Raw genomic sequence first — 16,328 nt, 5'->3', positions numbered from 1 at the left:
TGTAGATTGGCAAAAATAACTATTAATAAAAAATATTCCTTCTTTCTCCTGCTTTTGATTAATTAACAACTCTTCAGTAGGGGTGTATTAGTGACAGATGTATGAGTTTACAGCACGCTAGTGCATTCGGATTAGGGATGACGAATTAATATCAAATGCTTACTACTCAGGCAAAACATTAACTGAATCGTTACTAAAATTTTGTTCAAGATAGCGTGGATTGCTTACTCCTACGTGCAAAAGCAGTGCTGTAACTAATGCACCGATAGCTGCTACTAAGAAGGTAGTTCTATAGTCAATATTCTCCACTATCCATCCACCTAGTAGAGGAGCAAGGATGCTGGCAGGGGCAATAAGGGTATTACCAAGACCAATATAGGCTGGTCGTTGGTGTAGGTTTCCAAACTCTAAGGTCATTACCGCAGCAATATTTTGCAGAGCTATCATACCTATTCCCTCTCCTATAAATACCAAGTAAAACCAGTTAGCATTTGATGCCAAACAAGCTAAAACCGAACTGAACGCACAGGCTACACAACCAATTTGTAGAATCAACTTGCAACCGATGCGATCGCCTAACCAACCCAAAACTAATCCAGCAATAGTTTGTGTGACCATCAATAGAGTCGTAATGAACCCAATAGATGCTTCTCCCATCTCATATTGATGTACGGCATAGAGTGTATAGAAGGGAAGTGGCATCAGTGCTAACTGTGAGATCATACGTGCGATCACAAAGCAACGAAAATTCTCATCACAGCGGAGGATCACAATCAGACTGTCCCAAAATTCACGTCTACTTTCAAAGGCTGATGGTGTGATGCTTACTGGCTCTCGCGTCCTAGACATAAAAAACCAAGATAGAGCCATTGCCAAACTGGCACACAAAAAACACAGAGCAAAGTTAAATGGTTGAGCAATTTCCTTAAGCAGTAAACCAGCGATCGCAGCACCACAAACACTCATCAAATTACCAGATGCTGATAAAGTACCGTAAAAAATACCAAGGTTTTTAGAGGGAACAATTTTCGCAACCATACTTTGCCAAGCAGTAGCGCTAAACCCACCGCCTAGCCCTTGCCAAATGAGTATGGCAAATGTCAACAGTAAGATAGTTTGGTGATTGAATTTTAGTTGTAACAAAGCCACCAGTGCTAATCCCAAAAATGGAAGCTTCTGATGAATTGTCAATAACATTACAGTTGGTTTGTAACACTGTAGACGAGCTACCTTACTAGCTGTTAATAGCTGAGGTAGTTGCCAGCCTAAGCGTGGAATAGCTGGGATCAGACCGATGAGTAATGCAGAATCAGTAAGAGTACTAACAAATAGAGGAAGAATCGTGAAAAATGAAGCAAAACCACTCCCAAAACCAAAAAATCCACTTTCAATAACATTGACAGTAAAATTATGGCGAAGGTTTTTTTGAATTTCAGAATTAAGCATTTTTATAGATATTACAAGTTAGGTGATTTATTCTGTTTTGTGGAAACTCAGGCTGCATTTTAAGCAGGTTTATCTTCTTTTTGTAGATACTTAGAAATCACCTAAGTACCCACAAAAACCTGAGTTCCATAGATTGTTCCCAAATGTTGTACTTAAATCACCGTTGAAAAATATTTTTGTAAAATATCCCAAGTTTTGATGGTGAGCCTTACTGCAAAGGAGTTTGGGTTAGTGGCAAGTGTAGGTTAGCTTTGAAGTTGTAAGTCTGTGGTGCGTGATTGGTAAGCGGTGTAGATTATGCCAAAGCTCACGCCTATTAATCATAGAGATTGACTTGACAATAAAAGAGCGAAAGCATAGGCGTAGTTGTTGTAGACATCGCCCAAAAGGTATTGATAAAGGTTAATTTGAAACTGGACTCTTTGGATTGAGTCGAAGAAAAACTGGAAGTGTGTTTATTAGTCTATTGACCGACAGATTGTTGTGAGTTAATTTTGGAACAGTGGCTAAATCAGTTATCAATAGACTTCTTGCAGAAGTTGGCAAAAGGTGAAGAGGTGAATGACACTAAGTTCAGCCGTATAGTAGGCAGGGTATTGTAGGAGAGAACAACGATTCCATTAGACTTTTTGCAAAAGTCGGGGTAAAGGTGAAAGGGAAAATTTACTCGTTTGGGAAATGCGATCGCTCACATTGTGCAAATCCCCGATTAAATGCGTAGACGTTTCTTTGGCTTGTCGTCAGGTGCTATTCTCTCATCAACATAAATGCTATATGTCTTCTGAGTTCTATGTTTCTATCTCAGATACGAATGGCACTAAAATTCATGTGAAACCTCGTGAGGGCTATCTTGTTAGGGGTAGGGTGTAGAGAACTGATATTGTCTTACTACACCCCAAACCTGCAACCCCACACCCGCTCTTGATGAGGGTTTCAGTACTTCCCGTGAAAAGTCAGACACCCAACACCCCACACCCTTTCATCCAGGAATACCAGGGATTTACGCTTTTCTTAGTGCCATTTATCTCAGATACATTCAAACCAGTTAATTTAGTACGTTGTGACTATGCGATGCGGTCTGCGGTAATCGTATTAATGTATATTTTTGAATTTAAATAACAAACCTAAATAAACACCCAACAGTATCCTGATTTTTAGAAACAATCTTCTTTGCAGAGTTCAATACAATGTTAAAAAATGATAAGTTCTGATTGAAATATCTAAAATTTATTAATACGTATCTATCTTAGGTTATAGTTTATTTACCTTATAAAGATTGATAGTTGATGGTTTTGAACAGCATGAGAACTACATTCATACTGGCCATGTTTTACAAAAAAATAAATCTATATGCATAGACGAGCTCCCTTATCTTTGTTTTTAGGAGTATTAACGAGTTCTAGCTGTTTTATCTTCAGTGTAGTAGCCCAAGTCCCATCTAATTTGCAGCAGTCTTCGACTCGGAGTGAAGCTGAAGCTGCTAGTTGGTTTGAAGCTCATCGCAAGCAGCCAGCCGCTTTACGAGCATTTGTACAGCGAATGCCGAAGGGAGGAGATATACACAGTCATCTAAGCGGGGCTGTGTACGCAGAAAAATATCTGGAGTGGGCTGCCATCGATGGGTATTGTGTGAATCCAAAGATGGGGGCTTTAGTTGAACCTAAGGCTTGCGGTCAGGACAGTAGCTATTTTCCAGCCTCAGAATTGTTAAACCGAACATCTGTTTATGATTCCCTAATAAATCGTTGGTCTACTCGTAACCTCCAATTTGCTGGAAAATCTGGACACGACCAATTTTTTGAGGCTTTTAGTGGTTTTGGACCAATATCAGACTCTATGAGCCGTCGGGATGATATGGTCGCGTCAGTAGCAAATCGGGCAGCTTCGCAGCATATTACCTATCTAGAGTTAATGCTTACCGTTCAGGGCAGTGAGGTTCGACAGCTAGGGCGTGAAGTTGGTTGGAATAAAGATTTGCAAGAGATGCACCGTCAATTGCTCAAACGAGGATTAACTAAGCTAGTGACACTGGGCAGCCAGCAATTTACACAGTTGGAGCGCGAAGTCTCGAAAACACTCGGTTGCGGTACTCCATCAGCACAGCCTGGATGTGCAGTAACAGTGAGCTATTTGCAGCAAACAACAAGAACAAAGTCGCCCGTTGAAGTGTTTGCTCAGTTAGCTTATGCCTTTGCATTAGATTCATCGGATTCGCGGGTAGTTGGCATCAATCTTGTCGCCCCAGAAGACAACCCGATTGCACTGCGCGACTATACTCTGCAAATGCAAATGCTGCAATTTTTCAAACGCCAATATCCCAATGTCAAGGTGGCGCTTCATTCCGGAGAGTTAACCCTGGGTTTGGTTCCGACCGAGGATTTACGTTTTCATATTCGGCAAGCTGTAGAAGTGGCACAGGCATCTCGCATCGGACATGGCGTTGATATTCTTTTTGAGGAGCGTCCCTTTGAGTTAATGGAGCAAATGCGGCGACGCGGCGTGTTGGTTGAAATCTGCCTGACTAGTAATGAGATCATTTTGAATGTACAGGGAGATAACCATCCTTTTAGGGAGTATTGGAAGGCTGGAGTACCAATGACCCTTGCTTCTGATGATGAAGGCATTTCCCGCATCGATTTGAGTCATGAGTATCTGTTAGCAACAACGAGATATGGGCTGGGATATAAAGACCTCAAGCTACTGGCTCGCAATAGCTTAGAATATAGTTTCGCTTTGGGAAATAGTCTCTGGAAGTCGCCTGAGTTTAAGACAATGGTTCCAGCTTGTGCAAGCGATACCCCTGGTGAAACCTCTGTTTCTCAAGGGTGCAGTGCTTTTTTGAACAAGAGCGATCGCGCGCGGATTCAATGGCAGCTAGAATCGGAATTTGCTCGGTTTGAGTCATTGCAGAACTGGCTTTGATTGACTTTCACGAAAAACGTAGAGCAACGAATTATTTCACCGTACCGACAAATTAGAAGTCAAGTTTTTCATACCTGCAAGCTTTACTGCAAACAATACCTTTGCCAAAATTTTTCTAGGCTCTTATTTTGGCAAAGGTATTGTTAATTTAGTGTATTTTCTAGATTCCATATTGATTCCCCTCCTATAGCTTTGTCTATACAGGATAAAGACAAACGCAAAAAATTTGAGGTACTTGTGAGGAAGTGCAAGATTATCTCTTCAGTTTCATAGGACTAATAAATTAAGGAATCTAAGTAAAAAATTATACTTTTAAACTCAAGATTGTCTAGGAATAAACTTATGTATCATTATTATCTTTTTCACAATTTCCTCAAATTGTTTTGGTAAGTTTAAGGTAAAGCCAAAGCATGAATTGTTCTGGTTTTGCAGAACTTAAATAGCTGGGAGAAGAGTTATGGATACAGCTGTCAAATATGACCTAGAAGTTATTAAAGAAGAAGCGCGCCAACTTATTTACAAAGGACTTGTAAGACGTAACCAGCCAATTTATGCTTTGTGTCAGTACATTCCTGGTCGAGATTGGATTTGTGTTGAGCTTGTGCTAGAAGAAAACGACTTTTTACTCAGAGATAAGATTATCGATCTGTTAGGTCGTGAAGACTGGATTGAAGATTGAAACAAAGGCGTGAAAGTTCCTACGAGATTTGCTACTACGGCTAAAGCCTACCGCTATTTTATGCAAGCAGCAGGAATAGAACCGCAGCTAAGACAGATTGTTGCAGACTTAGATGTTGAAGATGTGATTTAGAAGCCGCTTTGAAGTCTGCGGTTGATTTTAACCGCGTGATGGTGGCCTTAGGAATTTTCCTCTATCCGCTGCATTTAATTTGTTATGCTGCGCTCACTCACGCACTGGCGCTACTTCGCGTGATGCAAGAAAACCAAGGACAATTGCTACTAAAATCAATGCTGGAACATCCCCGAAGAGGTGTCCACGTTCCACAGGGTCAATCACTGCGTGTATCGCCATGATCAGCCCGTGAACAAAACTCGACCAGACGGTGAACCAGATTAAACTGAGATGCGCTTCTGGTTTTCGAGAAGCCCATAGTAAAAAGACACCGAGCGTCGCATAAACACCAACGATCATCTGTTCATATTCATATTGACCTGGTTGCCATGACCAACCCGATGGCCATATCTTCATCAAAGGATAGACCAGGAGAAAAGCAATTCCAACAACAACAAGGGCAATTTGCAAGTACCGATGCTGCTCATCCATTACTCCAACCTCACAGTATTTTTTCAGGGTAGTTTCTACTAATGGAATACCTAGTTGTAATAATATTCTTGCTAGTGACACTTCAACTTAGGAGTGTTAAAAATCTTGATGTTCCTCGTGTTTTAAAGTTGATTCAAGACTGCATCGTTTGCAAAGCAATATGCATCATTGACGGTGAATCATAGACTTTTTGCAAAAGTCGGGAAAAGAGGAAGGCGGGGTCTGGTTTGGGCATAAGGGGCGCAAGGCCTTGCGCCCATACGATGGGTGTGGTTCCAATACGGTTTAGGAAAAGGGAAAAAGGTGAATTCATTCAAACCTTTACCCCTTACTCTTTCCCCTTTTCCCAAACCACAACGGATATGAAAAGTGCTTATCCGAAACGTATTAGGTGTGGTTCAACAAGCACTAAGTGAGGCAAATGTTTCCCAAAGTTGTGTTGAGTATTGGTGCATTGCTAGCGATCGCTTTCCTAATTCGGCGGCGTTGCATAAATGCTGCAACGCCGACAAGCTTACCAGTGATAGGCAATATTCTCAACTCGATGATCTTTTTCTTCGGCTTAGGTGTGTTCTGCTTATGGTGGATAAAACGCGATCGCATGACAGTTAAGCACCTCTAAAAGCTCTCTTATAACATTTAACATTCATTATTCTGTAATTTGCATTTCAAAATGCAAATCTACCAAGGGTGATAATGCCTAATGGTACAATAGCAGAAGCATGAAAGCGTGAATACAAAACTCGTCATTTCTCCTCAAGAACTCGCGTCACTGTTAGCAAGAAATTTATTGCAAACTGTCATTATTGATACGCGAAGTCCAGAAGATTATGCTATTTCTCATATTCCTCAATCCATAAATATTAGAGATTTTTTCACATATCTTTTAGAGAATTCTTCCCCAGCAGGATTAAAGGAATTGCAAGAGTATTTTGCAGAAATCATGAGCAGGGTAGGAATATCTGGTACAGAACAGTTAATTGTTTATGAAAATGCTTTAAATAAAGGTTACGGTCAATCTTGTCGAGCAGCTTTCTTACTGAAATATTTGGGTTGCGCTCAGGTATCTATTTTACACGGAGGATATGAAGCATGGCTCAAGACAGGATTACTTACTACCGATGAAGTACCGAACCGTGAAAGCAGCATATTTAGATTACATCCCAATGCTGACATAATGGTGACTACCACCGAGATGTTACAAGCAATTGAAAATTCAGCAATTATTAAATTAGATGTGCGCGATCGCAACGAATGGCTTGGGTTGAGTTCTTCTCCTTACCATCCTGATTTTTGTCCTCGCAAAGGTAGAATTCCTAACGCTGTATGGTTAGAATGGCATCATCTAATGAATTCTGAATCGGAAATCCCCACGTTCCGATCGCCAGATGAAATCCGAGAAATTTGTCAGTCAGTAGGTATTACTTCTGAGTCTATTGTGTACATTTACTGCTTTAAGGGTTCAAGGGCTGCGAATACATTAATAGCTCTTGAAGAAGCAGGAATTTCTGCTAGAAATTATTTTGGCTCTTGGAATGAATGGTCCCGTGATTTTTCACTACCAATTGATAGCAGAGTCATGCAATGAGCGGATAAAGCAATACCCTTGGCTTCCGAATAATGGTAGATTGGGTTGAGGCTGTGAGTAAAATTCTTGCGTCGCAACAGTGCAAATACACTTTAACTTGAGTGCGATCGTTAAACAGTATTACTAAACTAGTATTATTTAAAGCTGCTGAAGTTTGCCATAACCCACCCTCCGGGAAAATCACCGGAGATGACCTTAACAGACTACTACTATTTTATTTGGAGGGTAACATCAAATCGCTGGACAATCGAGCTATCGCCTTCCCAAGATCGCCATTCCTTGAGTTGTAATCTAGCTACCCCTCTAGCTTTGGTTTTGAAGGTAAATATTCGTTTTCCACCAACACCTACGAGCCCATCTGTTGGGCTGCTAGAAAAGGTTGAATTCTGAAGTTTGATTGCATAGGGATCAATTTTTTCGATCTCCCATGTGTACCCCGTGCTTGGATTTTCTGCTAGATTGAGTACAATTACACTGCCACTGCGAACTGTAAAAGTTTTACCTTGGTCTGCCTGGGTAATGGTAAGCGGTAACACTTTCTTCTTTTTAATACATTTGTGGCGATCTACTACCCCAACGACGGTTGGAGTATTGAGATAACTTATAAACCCTTGATTAAGTTCTAAAACCGTAACCAAAGTTATTGGCATCAACATAAAGAACATTATTCAGCACCAAAAAGATCATAAAATTCATTGACAATGCGTGGCGACTCTGAATCATCTACCCATTGATTCTGATTCCTGAATTCTTCATCAAACATCAACATTTATCTGTTCTATCTGTCTAGCGGCTTTATCCCAAAGCTTTGCTGAAGTTTCATCTTGCCAATGAGTTCTCAAATTTTCCGCTTTTTTGTGACATATTCGCTCTAACATTTCTAATATTGCGGATAATGTCAATTTATTAATTAATGATTCTAAAATCTCCATATATTCTTTTTGCATGATAATTACCTCCTTAATTTCATCTGAGTATATGCTGACAAAACCCACTTGTTCTTAAAGGATGTATTAAAATTTATTATCGAGTGGTACTAATATTCTGCCAGCTTATACACGCAGTTTAACCTATTTTGAATACTCAATTTTGAGAATTTATTTTTAAGATATGAAAAAACTGTTTAATTCAAATATTTCCTCACAAGTTCCTCAAGTTTTTTATCTAACTTAAAAATAGGGTCGGATAACTAAAAAGTATGAATAAGACGAAGGCGCTCAACACATTCGTTTAGTACAAATGCGAGTAGGTGAAGCATCTGATGTAGTACCAGATTCTTTGGAGTCTGCCTTTGATGTTGCCAAAAAAGGAACAATAGCGGAAGATGCCAAATTACAAGTCGAGAATGTTCCTGCTGTTTGTTATTGCTCGAATTGCAACATTGAATTTCACCCGACTAGCAAATTGAATGAATGCCCAGAGTGTCACCAAGCTTATTGTGAAGTGCATCAAGGCAACGAGTTTGAACTAGCTTTTCTAGAAGTGTCTTAATTCATCGCCTGAATATTACTGAAGTTGCCAATCAACTTGCAATACATCAGGCAGATAAAATTAACTGTGTACTTTCATATTGCCGCGCGATCGCTAGCCGCGCAAGCCCTCTCTGTTTTGCACGGTACAACACAAAACTCTGATGTCTACTTCCAAGGGAAATAAACTGTCAATCCTTATTATCTAGCTTGCGCAGATATCAGCCAGAAAGTCATGGATGAATTTGCTGCGATAACTGGGTGACAATATGGGAATGGGCATTGGAAGAGGCAGAGGTGCAAAGAAGAAAGACTTATTGCAACTTCTCCCCTGCTCCCCTTGTCTGGCTCATCTCCCTATTCGCCCTACTCCCTATTCCCCAGTCCCTATTTACTCGAATGCGACTTTTCCGGCATGACTATATTAGTGTGGCTTGCCTTGCCATTTTTGCCGTTATTCTGTGCGTTACCATTGCGGGGATGGATGACACCATAACCACCGTGGTTACGTTCGTAAATTACATTAATCTCTCCAGTTTCAGAATTGTGGAACATATAAAAGTCGTGTCCCACGAGTTGCAGTTGTTCTAGGGCTTCTGCAACGGTCATCGGCGGCATAGAAAAATATTTGGTGCGGACGACTTCGTTGGGCAATTCGGCGGTGCGATCGCCAATTAAATCTGTTACTATCGACTCTGGAATAACTACTTCTGTTGGTTGAGCATGAGTTTTGTGGTCTTGACGCCGTTCTTTATATTTCCGCAGTTGACGGGCAATTTTATCTGCAACTAAGTCAATGCTGGCATATAAGCTTTCGCTGCTTTCCTCGGCACGAATAACGCTACCATTAGCATAAATAGTTACTTCAGCCGCTTGTCTTGGATTAATTCGGGGATTCCGGGCGACGCTAAGATGCACATCCACTTCATTTGTAATGCTTTGAAAGTGACTAACTGCTTTTTCAATTTTTTGATGTACATACTCACGAATCGCATCGGTGATTTCAATATTTTTGCCGTGGATGACAAGCTTCATTTAATACTCTCCCGCTGAATATTTTGGATGTGTGAATTTGCTTTGTATGAAAAGAAATTGCGGTAAGGTTTATTACTCCCGCCAAAACAAATTGTGAACTATATTGTATCTACTCCTGTTAAGCTGTCTCTCAGCTTACTCTATCTGAGGAATTGTCAAGTATACCCTTGGTTTACCTCCTCATCTCTGCGCTGATGTCTAATTGTATATCCAATTAGCACTCTTGAGTGAGGAAATCTAATTGTAGCTTCTATGACTACCTTTTCTTTTAAAGGAATGCTTACAGAACTGTTGATAGTTGCTCCTTCTGTGTTCGATTGAGGTTTGCTTGCTGTTGTTCAAGAATACAAGGCTTTGTGGAAGTTTGATTCTGTTTGAAATGCAAACAATTGTATTAAAGTCATCAGCCAGTACATTCGTCCTTATTGTCTTGGCATAATGCTTATTGCAGAGAATTCCTCCTAAAACCTATTGAGGTTATATATTCAAGCTAGCACTTTGTATTTTCTAATGCATCTTCCCTTGACTTTCCTTTAAAATCCTTTGCAAAGCTTGACAATTGTTGATTCTAATCCTGTAACTTGAAATATATTTAGTTCTTTATACGGTTGAATTTTGGCATGATCCATAGTATTGAACCACAAAAAAACATTTGTTTGCTGTATAATCAAGGAATAATGCCTTACTTGGAAGCTCATGGATGGCAGCGATCGCTCGTTAATGAGCGCATTCATGACCCAAATCTAGATGATGTGTTAATTTTGCTAGAACATCCTGCTGTCTACACTTTGGGACAAGGAAGCAACTCAGACTTTCTCAAATTTGATATTGACCCTTCGGCTGCGCTCAGGGTAAACAGTCAGTATGATGTGCATCGAGTTGAACGAGGCGGCGAGGTTACTTACCATTGTCCCGGTCAACTTGTGGGATATCCAATTTTAAATCTGCAACGTTATCGTAAAGACCTCCATTGGTACTTACGGCAGCTCGAAGAAGTAATAATTCGTGTATTGGCAGTTTATGGATTGCAAGGAGAAAGAATTCCGGCTTTTACTGGCGTTTGGTTGCAAGGGCGAAAAGTTGCAGCTATTGGTATTAAAGTCAGCCGTTGGATTACTATGCACGGCTTTGCATTAAATGTTTGTCCAGACATGACAGGCTTTGAGCGCATTGTACCCTGCGGCATTTCTGACAAACCTGTAGGCAGTTTAGCCGAATGGATTCCAGGCATCACCTGCCAAGAAGTGCGTTTTTATGTAGCACAATCTTTTGCAGAAGTCTTTGGTGTGGAATTAGTAGAATCTCAGCCTCAAGATTTTTCCGGTCTGAGTAAATTTAGCTTGTAATATGTAATAAATACTATAGCAGTCCTATTTAAATTGTGAGACACTTATGAGAGTAGTCCATATTTAATACTATCAAAATAACTATTTAATACCCATTTAAAAAAAGAATGTAATAGATACAAGCCTGAGAAACCAAATTAAATCAGACTTTTTAAATTTTGAATTGGTATGACTGCGGTTGTCAAAGCTAAACTCTGATTATTTCTAAATTTATATACTAAATTTTTACTGCTTTTAAGCACAACTTTGCGCGTGAATTACTCAAATAATCTCCAGGTATATGCCCCATCGATAACATTTCTCAGAGAACGTGATTGGACAGCTTTGATAGAACTATTTGATAGAGACGACGGTGATGAAATTGAAGCCGACATCAGCGGTAGTTTATTTTGGCTAATACCTGAACCTTGTTGGGAGGATGATCCCTTTGATTTCTTGCGCGAATACCTTTAATTAGTGCTGAGTGCTGAGTGCTGAGTGCTGAGTGCTGAGTAGTGAGTGCTGAGTGCTGAGTGCTGAGTAGGAAGTAATGAGTGCTGAGTGCTGAGTGGGAAGTAGTGAGTGAGGAGTTTCAAGAAAGTCTTTAATTACGAATTACGAATTACGAATTACGAATTATTTGAAGGCGACTTAGGAAAATACGTAGGCGATCGCTTTGGGGATTGGTCAGCACTTCATAGGCTGGGCCTTGTTCTGTCACAATACCTTTGTCTAAAAATATCACCTGATGGGCTACTTCTTTGGCAAACTGCATTTCATGGGTGACAACTACCATTGTCATCCCTTCTGTGGCTAATTGTTGCATAACTTGCAGAACTTCACCGACAAGTTCAGGATCTAGGGCGCTGGTAGGTTCGTCAAATAGCATGATTTGGGGATTCATACATAAACTACGAGCGATCGCTACTCGTTGCTTTTGTCCGCCAGAAAGTTGTTCGGGATAAGCAGAGGCTTTGTCAGATAAGCCAACTTTTTCTAAATATAATCTCGCTATTTGAGCGCTTTCTTTTGGTGTTTTACCCAAGACTTTACGCGGTGCGAGTGTCATATTTTCTAGAACGCTGAGATGGGGAAACAAGTTGAACTGTTGAAAAACCATGCCTACTTGTGTCCGTAGTTCCCGCAGTTGGTTATATTTGACAGTGGGTCGGGATAAGTTGATACCGTTGATTATTAAACGCCCTTTGTCAATGGTTTCTAACCGATTAAAGCAGCGTAGTAGTGTACTTTTACCACAGCCGGAGGAACCGATAACTGCAACGACTTCTCCCCGGTTGATTTCGCCGGTGATTCCTTTGAGGACTTTGAGGGAACCAAAGTTTTTTTCGATATTGTCAAAAATAATGGCGGGGATGGTATTGTTCATTACTTATATCAAGCTGCTCTACAGTTGATTGTAAGGTTTTTAACGAACCGCAGAGGCGCAGAGAGGGAGAGAAAATAATATGGTTAAATTTGGTTTTGGGCGCTGGTGTGTGGTTGTAGGTTTTAGCTGTTTGTTACTGGCTGGCTGTGCTGTGAACTCTAGCGTGGGGAAAACTTTGCGGATTGCTACGGAACCGGCGTTTCCACCTTTTGAGTTTCAAGGAAAAGGTGGCGAGTTGCAAGGGTTTTCCATTGATTTGATGAATGCGATTGCTTCTTCTGCTAACTTTAAAGTTGATTTTCAAAGTCTGCCTTTTGATGGCATTATCCCAGCTTTGCAAGCCAAAACCGTAGATGCGGCCATTAGTTCGATTACGATTACTGAGGAGAGGGCGAAAACAATTTCTTTTTCCCGCCCTTATTTTAAGGCTGGGTTAGCGATCGCAATTCGCGCAGACAATCAAGATATTACTGGTTTTGACAGTCTCAAAAATAAAAAAATTGCTGTACAAATTGGTACAACCGGGGCTGCAAAGGCTAAAAGTATTCCTGGGGTGCAAATTCGCAGCTTTGATTCTGCGCCCGTAGCTTTGCAAGAATTGCTCAACAGTAATGTAGATGCGGTAATTAATGATGCACCTGTAACTTTATATGCAATTAATACAGGCAATCTTCAGGGAATTAAAGTAGTACAGAAATTGCTGACGGAGGAGTTTTATGGAATTGCTACAGCTAAAAACTCGCCAAATTTGACATTGATAAATGATGGCTTGGATAGGGTGCTGAAAAATGGCACTTATTCCCAAATATACCAGAAATGGTTTAAAGTTGAGCCACCATCACTACCAGCTAAATCACCATTTGAGAATCAAACTAACGCTGGCGCACCTACAATATTAACTTCAATTAGCGTGGTATTGCAGGCTTTTCCAAGTCTATTGCAAGGTGCATTGATAACGTTGCAATTGACGATACTTTCTGTAGTATTTGGTTTAATTGGCGGTTCCTTAATTGGTATTGTTCGTCTTTCTCATATTGCACCTGTGCGTTGGTTGGCGAGGGCGTATGTAGATTTTTTTCGGGGAACGCCTTTGCTGGTGCAAATTTTTATGATTTACTTCGGTTTACCAGCAATTTTACAAGAATTTGGTTTGACATTTTCTTTTGATCGTCTCACTGCTGGAGTAATTGCTTTAAGTTTGAATAGTGCTGCATATATTGCCGAAGTTGTCCGTGCTGGGATTCAATCGATTGAAACAGGACAAGCAGAAGCAGCACAATCATTAGGTTTGAGTTCTGTGCAAACCATGAGGTATGTAATTTTTCCCCAAGCTTTCCGGCGGATGATTCCACCTTTAGGTAATGAGTTTATCAGTTTGTTGAAAGATACTAGCTTAGTTGCAGTGATTGGATTTGAAGAATTGTTCCGCAAGGGACAGTTAATTGTCGCTGATAACTATCGCGCTTTTGAGATATACGCGGGTGTAGCGGTGGTTTATTTATGTTTGACGTTACTTTCTTCACAGGTGTTTAATAGCTTAGAAGCGTGGATGAATCCGGTTAAACGCCAAAAGAAATACGAGACATAATAATTTTCAGTAGAGTGTGTTACGCCGCAGGTTAACGCACCTGAACAGATGAGATGAAGATAGTGCATTACTCGGTTAACTAATTTGGTATATTAAGTCCTCCGGCTTGAGAAGGGAGATAATATATAGATAGAATGCTCTACAGAGCAAACAAATATGTTATGTCAGCAAAAGATAAATTTCACGACGTTGTAAAATTAGGCTTACAAGACAAATATTTTTCATTTTAATCAAGCAAAAATATATGAACATCCTCAATACTCGTAATTTATCTTTAGAAGAATTTCATCGTCTGTTTGGCTTTTAAAAACATTACAATGACTCATTTTATAACTACTTTAAAAGCATTGGTGATTAAGGCAATATACAAGTCAAGGTAACAATTTATGACTCAAGCCATACCCAAACTAGTAAGCTTTGAAGATTTTGCAGCGTGGCGGCCCGAAGGCGGGAGATACGAATTACATAATGGTGCGATTGTTGAAATGCCTCAACCAACTGGTGAACATGAAGATGTTGTTGGTTTTATAGCTAGAAAACTAACAGTAGAATTTGACCGATTAAATTTACCTTATACAATTCCCAAAACTGCGCTGATAAAACCTTTTAATTCAGTATCAGCTTACTCTCCAGATGTGTTGATATTAAATCGTCCTAATTTAGTGAATGAGCCGCTATGGAAAAAAGAATCAACTGTATCATATCCGGCATCAATTCCCTTAGTAGTTGAGGTAGTTAGTACCAATTGGGATGATGACTACTACACAAAACAAGGTAAGTATGAGGTTATTGGAATTCCTGAATACTGGGTTGTAGATTATCTGGGTTTAGGCGCTAAAAAGTTTACTGGCAACCCCAAACAGCCTACTATGTCTATTTATCAATTAATCGATGGTGAATACCAAGTTACTCAATTTAGAAGTACAGATCGCATCATTTCGCCTACTTTTCCAGAATTGAATTTAACCGCCGAACAGATTTTTCAAGCTGGAGGTTTCCCAAGTAGTTAAAATTATCGAGATAGCTTCTTACAACTTGTCTAATTACGAATTAGTATGAGACTACCTTGGGATGAATGGGAAGCAAGTAACCATGAAATAGAACAAGTAGCGAGCAAATTTATCTTTGCTAATTGCTATGACACCCAAAAAGCTAGCATTGTGCTACAAGCACTTTAACGATACCTCTGGAATTTTTGGTCTAAAGAGTAGGATAAATCACGCTTTAAGCAAATATATAGTGTTTTTAGCTGATTTGCTTGAGAACTAACGCCCTAAGCCCGATCGCAATACACTGCACCAAAGCTACGATCGCCATTAATCTCAATCACCATATCAACCACTGTCGCATCTTTTACCAACGGCGTGATAAATAATTCCGGGTGAAGCGATCGCCAAAAATAATTGACAAATTGTTCTATCTCTGCATTGCTCATCCCCGATTTACCCGCAGCGATCATTTGCTGTTCCGCTTGTTTGCGCCACTCCAAAGAACAGCGATAATCGGTTGGATAGAGCAAAATTAAATTGTCTAATCGCTCCCACAGTGGTAGATAAGCATGGAGGCGAAGATTCAGATCGCGGGCAAATGCCTTATCTTCATCTGTAACAATTGGCGGCGGTGCAGTATCAAATACATCTGCGTTAATTGGTCGTACACCCACAAACCAACCTTCAAATAGTACAATATCTACATCCGTCACCATTTCGGAAGTAGTGCGATCGCCAGCACCTGCAAAAGCTGATTTATCAAAGCGGGGAAGCATCACTGGACTTTGCGACTGGCGAATTTGATCTAGTACATTTAAACCTAAGTCTATATCGTGGGTTCCTGGTGGGCCACGCCAAATTAAGCGGGGATCTTGCTGTGTTAAAAGCAAGCGATCGCTGTAAGTTTTGTATAAGTCATCCAAAGATAAACTCACAGTCCTGTATCCCAAATGATCGAGAATCAAAATGAGAATTTTGGACATTGTGGTTTTACCAGTGCCTTGTCCTCCCAATATTCCTTGAATCAGGGGGCGTCCCAACTGTTGGCGCTGCGATGCTAGTTTGATCCCCAAAGGCAGCCACAAGTCCCACAATACCTGTAACATTTTCTGGGGTAGTACTTGGAGAGTAGCTTGACAGAATTCGCTAAAAGCTGGGAAAACAGATTTTAGTAAATGCGATCGCCTTTCGATCATTTCATCGACATTTTCTGGCGTGATTCCAAAAGCTTTTGCCCTCAATGTATCTGCTAACGCCGCTTCTCTTGCTGACTGCTTCTTTATTTCCTTCATCT

Annotated in this window: 18 protein-coding genes and 1 pseudogene; 11 read left to right on the top strand and 8 right to left on the bottom strand. The window is 40.3% G+C overall.

Annotated elements, in window-relative coordinates; translation table 11 throughout:
- Positions 1–162: 162 nt before the first annotated feature.
- The gene (locus tag RMY27_RS13525) at positions 163–1,446 is read right to left on the bottom strand and encodes an MFS transporter (RefSeq protein ID WP_322663928.1); all 1,284 of its coding nucleotides are present in this window, start codon (positions 1,444–1,446) and stop codon (positions 163–165) included.
- A gap of 1,350 nt (positions 1,447–2,796) precedes the next feature.
- On the opposite strand from RMY27_RS13525, the gene RMY27_RS13520 reads away from it, so the two are divergent.
- The 3 genes and pseudogenes from RMY27_RS13520 to RMY27_RS13510 all read left to right on the top strand — a co-directional run.
- Complete coding sequence (locus RMY27_RS13520; protein WP_322663926.1) at positions 2,797–4,368, top strand: adenosine deaminase; 1,572 nt, start codon at positions 2,797–2,799, stop codon at positions 4,366–4,368.
- Between the two features lie 457 nt (positions 4,369–4,825).
- Positions 4,826–5,047 carry a DUF4327 family protein gene (locus RMY27_RS13515; protein ID WP_322663924.1) on the top strand — a complete coding sequence of 74 codons (222 nt, stop codon included), beginning with the start codon at positions 4,826–4,828 and terminating at the stop codon, positions 5,045–5,047.
- Positions 5,048–5,050: 3 nt separating this feature from the next.
- Positions 5,051–5,173, top strand: a pseudogene (locus RMY27_RS13510) (PEP/pyruvate-binding domain-containing protein); the annotation flags it as partial.
- A 99-nt stretch (positions 5,174–5,272) separates the two neighbouring features.
- On the opposite strand, the gene RMY27_RS13505 reads toward RMY27_RS13510, so the two are convergent.
- The gene (locus tag RMY27_RS13505; RefSeq protein ID WP_322663922.1) at positions 5,273–5,734 is read right to left on the bottom strand and encodes a DUF6632 domain-containing protein; all 462 of its coding nucleotides are present in this window, start codon (positions 5,732–5,734) and stop codon (positions 5,273–5,275) included.
- A gap of 340 nt (positions 5,735–6,074) precedes the next feature.
- Between RMY27_RS13505 and RMY27_RS13500 the strand changes: the two genes are divergently transcribed.
- Together RMY27_RS13500 and RMY27_RS13495 are read left to right on the top strand one after the other, a co-directional pair.
- The gene (locus RMY27_RS13500) at positions 6,075–6,275 is read left to right on the top strand and encodes a hypothetical protein (protein ID WP_322663920.1); all 201 of its coding nucleotides are present in this window, start codon (positions 6,075–6,077) and stop codon (positions 6,273–6,275) included.
- 108 nt (positions 6,276–6,383) lie between these two features.
- Positions 6,384–7,241, top strand: coding sequence for a sulfurtransferase (locus tag RMY27_RS13495; protein WP_322663918.1), 858 nt, complete (start codon positions 6,384–6,386; stop codon positions 7,239–7,241).
- A gap of 209 nt (positions 7,242–7,450) precedes the next feature.
- Here RMY27_RS13495 and RMY27_RS13490 read toward each other — a convergent pair whose 3' ends face one another.
- On the bottom strand, positions 7,451–7,891 hold the full coding sequence (locus RMY27_RS13490; RefSeq protein WP_322663916.1) for a protease inhibitor I42 family protein: 441 nt from the start codon (positions 7,889–7,891) through the stop codon (positions 7,451–7,453).
- 105 nt (positions 7,892–7,996) lie between these two features.
- Positions 7,997–8,188, bottom strand: coding sequence for a hypothetical protein (locus RMY27_RS13485; RefSeq protein ID WP_099099305.1), 192 nt, complete (start codon positions 8,186–8,188; stop codon positions 7,997–7,999).
- A 277-nt stretch (positions 8,189–8,465) separates the two neighbouring features.
- Between RMY27_RS13485 and RMY27_RS13480 the strand changes: the two genes are divergently transcribed.
- Complete coding sequence (locus RMY27_RS13480; protein ID WP_322664067.1) at positions 8,466–8,732, top strand: hydrogenase maturation nickel metallochaperone HypA; 267 nt, start codon at positions 8,466–8,468, stop codon at positions 8,730–8,732.
- A gap of 365 nt (positions 8,733–9,097) precedes the next feature.
- On the opposite strand, the gene hpf is transcribed toward RMY27_RS13480, so the two are convergent.
- Positions 9,098–9,745: a ribosome hibernation-promoting factor, HPF/YfiA family gene (hpf, locus tag RMY27_RS13475; protein WP_322663914.1), complete on the bottom strand. Its 648-nt coding sequence runs from the start codon at positions 9,743–9,745 to the stop codon at positions 9,098–9,100.
- Positions 9,746–10,365: 620 nt separating this feature from the next.
- On the opposite strand from hpf, the gene lipB reads away from it, so the two are divergent.
- Both lipB and RMY27_RS13465 read left to right on the top strand, forming a co-directional pair.
- Positions 10,366–11,091: a lipoyl(octanoyl) transferase LipB gene (gene lipB / locus RMY27_RS13470; RefSeq protein ID WP_322663912.1), complete on the top strand. Its 726-nt coding sequence runs from the start codon at positions 10,366–10,368 to the stop codon at positions 11,089–11,091.
- Positions 11,092–11,343: 252 nt separating this feature from the next.
- Positions 11,344–11,544 (top strand): hypothetical protein, encoded by a 201-nt coding sequence (locus RMY27_RS13465; RefSeq protein ID WP_322663910.1) that lies wholly within the window; start codon positions 11,344–11,346, stop codon positions 11,542–11,544.
- Here the strand turns inward: RMY27_RS13465 and RMY27_RS13460 are convergent.
- Both RMY27_RS13460 and RMY27_RS13455 read right to left on the bottom strand, forming a co-directional pair.
- Positions 11,541–11,666 (bottom strand): hypothetical protein, encoded by a 126-nt coding sequence (locus tag RMY27_RS13460; RefSeq protein ID WP_322663908.1) that lies wholly within the window; start codon positions 11,664–11,666, stop codon positions 11,541–11,543. The two genes, RMY27_RS13465 and RMY27_RS13460, sit on opposite strands and share 4 nt — an antisense overlap.
- 26 nt (positions 11,667–11,692) lie before the next feature.
- On the bottom strand, positions 11,693–12,457 hold the full coding sequence (locus tag RMY27_RS13455; protein ID WP_322663906.1) for an amino acid ABC transporter ATP-binding protein: 765 nt from the start codon (positions 12,455–12,457) through the stop codon (positions 11,693–11,695).
- Between the two features lie 79 nt (positions 12,458–12,536).
- On the opposite strand from RMY27_RS13455, the gene RMY27_RS13450 reads away from it, so the two are divergent.
- From RMY27_RS13450 to RMY27_RS13440, 3 genes are all read left to right on the top strand, one after another.
- Positions 12,537–14,045, top strand: a complete 1,509-nt coding sequence (locus RMY27_RS13450) for an ABC transporter permease subunit (RefSeq protein ID WP_322663904.1) — start codon at positions 12,537–12,539, stop codon at positions 14,043–14,045.
- A gap of 386 nt (positions 14,046–14,431) precedes the next feature.
- Entirely contained in the window at positions 14,432–15,055 is a 624-nt protein-coding gene (locus RMY27_RS13445) for a Uma2 family endonuclease (RefSeq protein WP_322663901.1), read from the top strand.
- 45 nt (positions 15,056–15,100) lie between these two features.
- Positions 15,101–15,223 carry a hypothetical protein gene (locus RMY27_RS13440; RefSeq protein ID WP_322663899.1) on the top strand — a complete coding sequence of 41 codons (123 nt, stop codon included), beginning with the start codon at positions 15,101–15,103 and terminating at the stop codon, positions 15,221–15,223.
- A gap of 95 nt (positions 15,224–15,318) precedes the next feature.
- Here RMY27_RS13440 and RMY27_RS13435 read toward each other — a convergent pair whose 3' ends face one another.
- A complete protein-coding gene (locus tag RMY27_RS13435; protein WP_322663897.1) occupies positions 15,319–16,326 on the bottom strand; it encodes a glycerate kinase in 1,008 nt (335 codons plus the stop codon).
- Positions 16,327–16,328: the final 2 nt, after the last annotated feature.

The sequence above is a fragment of the Nostoc sp. DedQUE09 genome, from assembly GCF_034530915.1.
Classification (GTDB): domain Bacteria; phylum Cyanobacteriota; class Cyanobacteriia; order Cyanobacteriales; family Nostocaceae; genus Nostoc.
Note: the sequence above shows the minus strand (reverse complement) of the source record. Positions and strands in the feature narration are given on the sequence as shown.

Excerpts from the sequence above, each read along its gene's own strand:
- RMY27_RS13525 (WP_322663928.1), bottom strand. The coding sequence starts at position 1,446 with ATGCTTAATTCTGAAATTCAAAAAAACCTTCGCCATAATTTTACTGTC.
- RMY27_RS13490 (WP_322663916.1), bottom strand. The coding sequence starts at position 7,891 with ATGCCAATAACTTTGGTTACGGTTTTAGAACTTAATCAAGGGTTTATA.
- RMY27_RS13455 (WP_322663906.1), bottom strand. The coding sequence starts at position 12,457 with ATGAACAATACCATCCCCGCCATTATTTTTGACAATATCGAAAAAAAC.
- RMY27_RS13440 (WP_322663899.1), top strand. The coding sequence starts at position 15,101 with ATGAGACTACCTTGGGATGAATGGGAAGCAAGTAACCATGAAATAGAA.
- lipB (WP_322663912.1), top strand. The coding sequence starts at position 10,366 with ATGATCCATAGTATTGAACCACAAAAAAACATTTGTTTGCTGTATAAT.
- RMY27_RS13520 (WP_322663926.1), top strand. The coding sequence starts at position 2,797 with ATGCATAGACGAGCTCCCTTATCTTTGTTTTTAGGAGTATTAACGAGT.
- RMY27_RS13485 (WP_099099305.1), bottom strand. The coding sequence starts at position 8,188 with ATGCAAAAAGAATATATGGAGATTTTAGAATCATTAATTAATAAATTG.
- hpf (WP_322663914.1), bottom strand. The coding sequence starts at position 9,745 with ATGAAGCTTGTCATCCACGGCAAAAATATTGAAATCACCGATGCGATT.
- RMY27_RS13435 (WP_322663897.1), bottom strand. The coding sequence starts at position 16,326 with ATGAAGGAAATAAAGAAGCAGTCAGCAAGAGAAGCGGCGTTAGCAGAT.
- RMY27_RS13445 (WP_322663901.1), top strand. The coding sequence starts at position 14,432 with ATGACTCAAGCCATACCCAAACTAGTAAGCTTTGAAGATTTTGCAGCG.
- RMY27_RS13515 (WP_322663924.1), top strand. The coding sequence starts at position 4,826 with ATGGATACAGCTGTCAAATATGACCTAGAAGTTATTAAAGAAGAAGCG.
- RMY27_RS13450 (WP_322663904.1), top strand. The coding sequence starts at position 12,537 with ATGGTTAAATTTGGTTTTGGGCGCTGGTGTGTGGTTGTAGGTTTTAGC.
- RMY27_RS13500 (WP_322663920.1), top strand. The coding sequence starts at position 6,075 with ATGTTTCCCAAAGTTGTGTTGAGTATTGGTGCATTGCTAGCGATCGCT.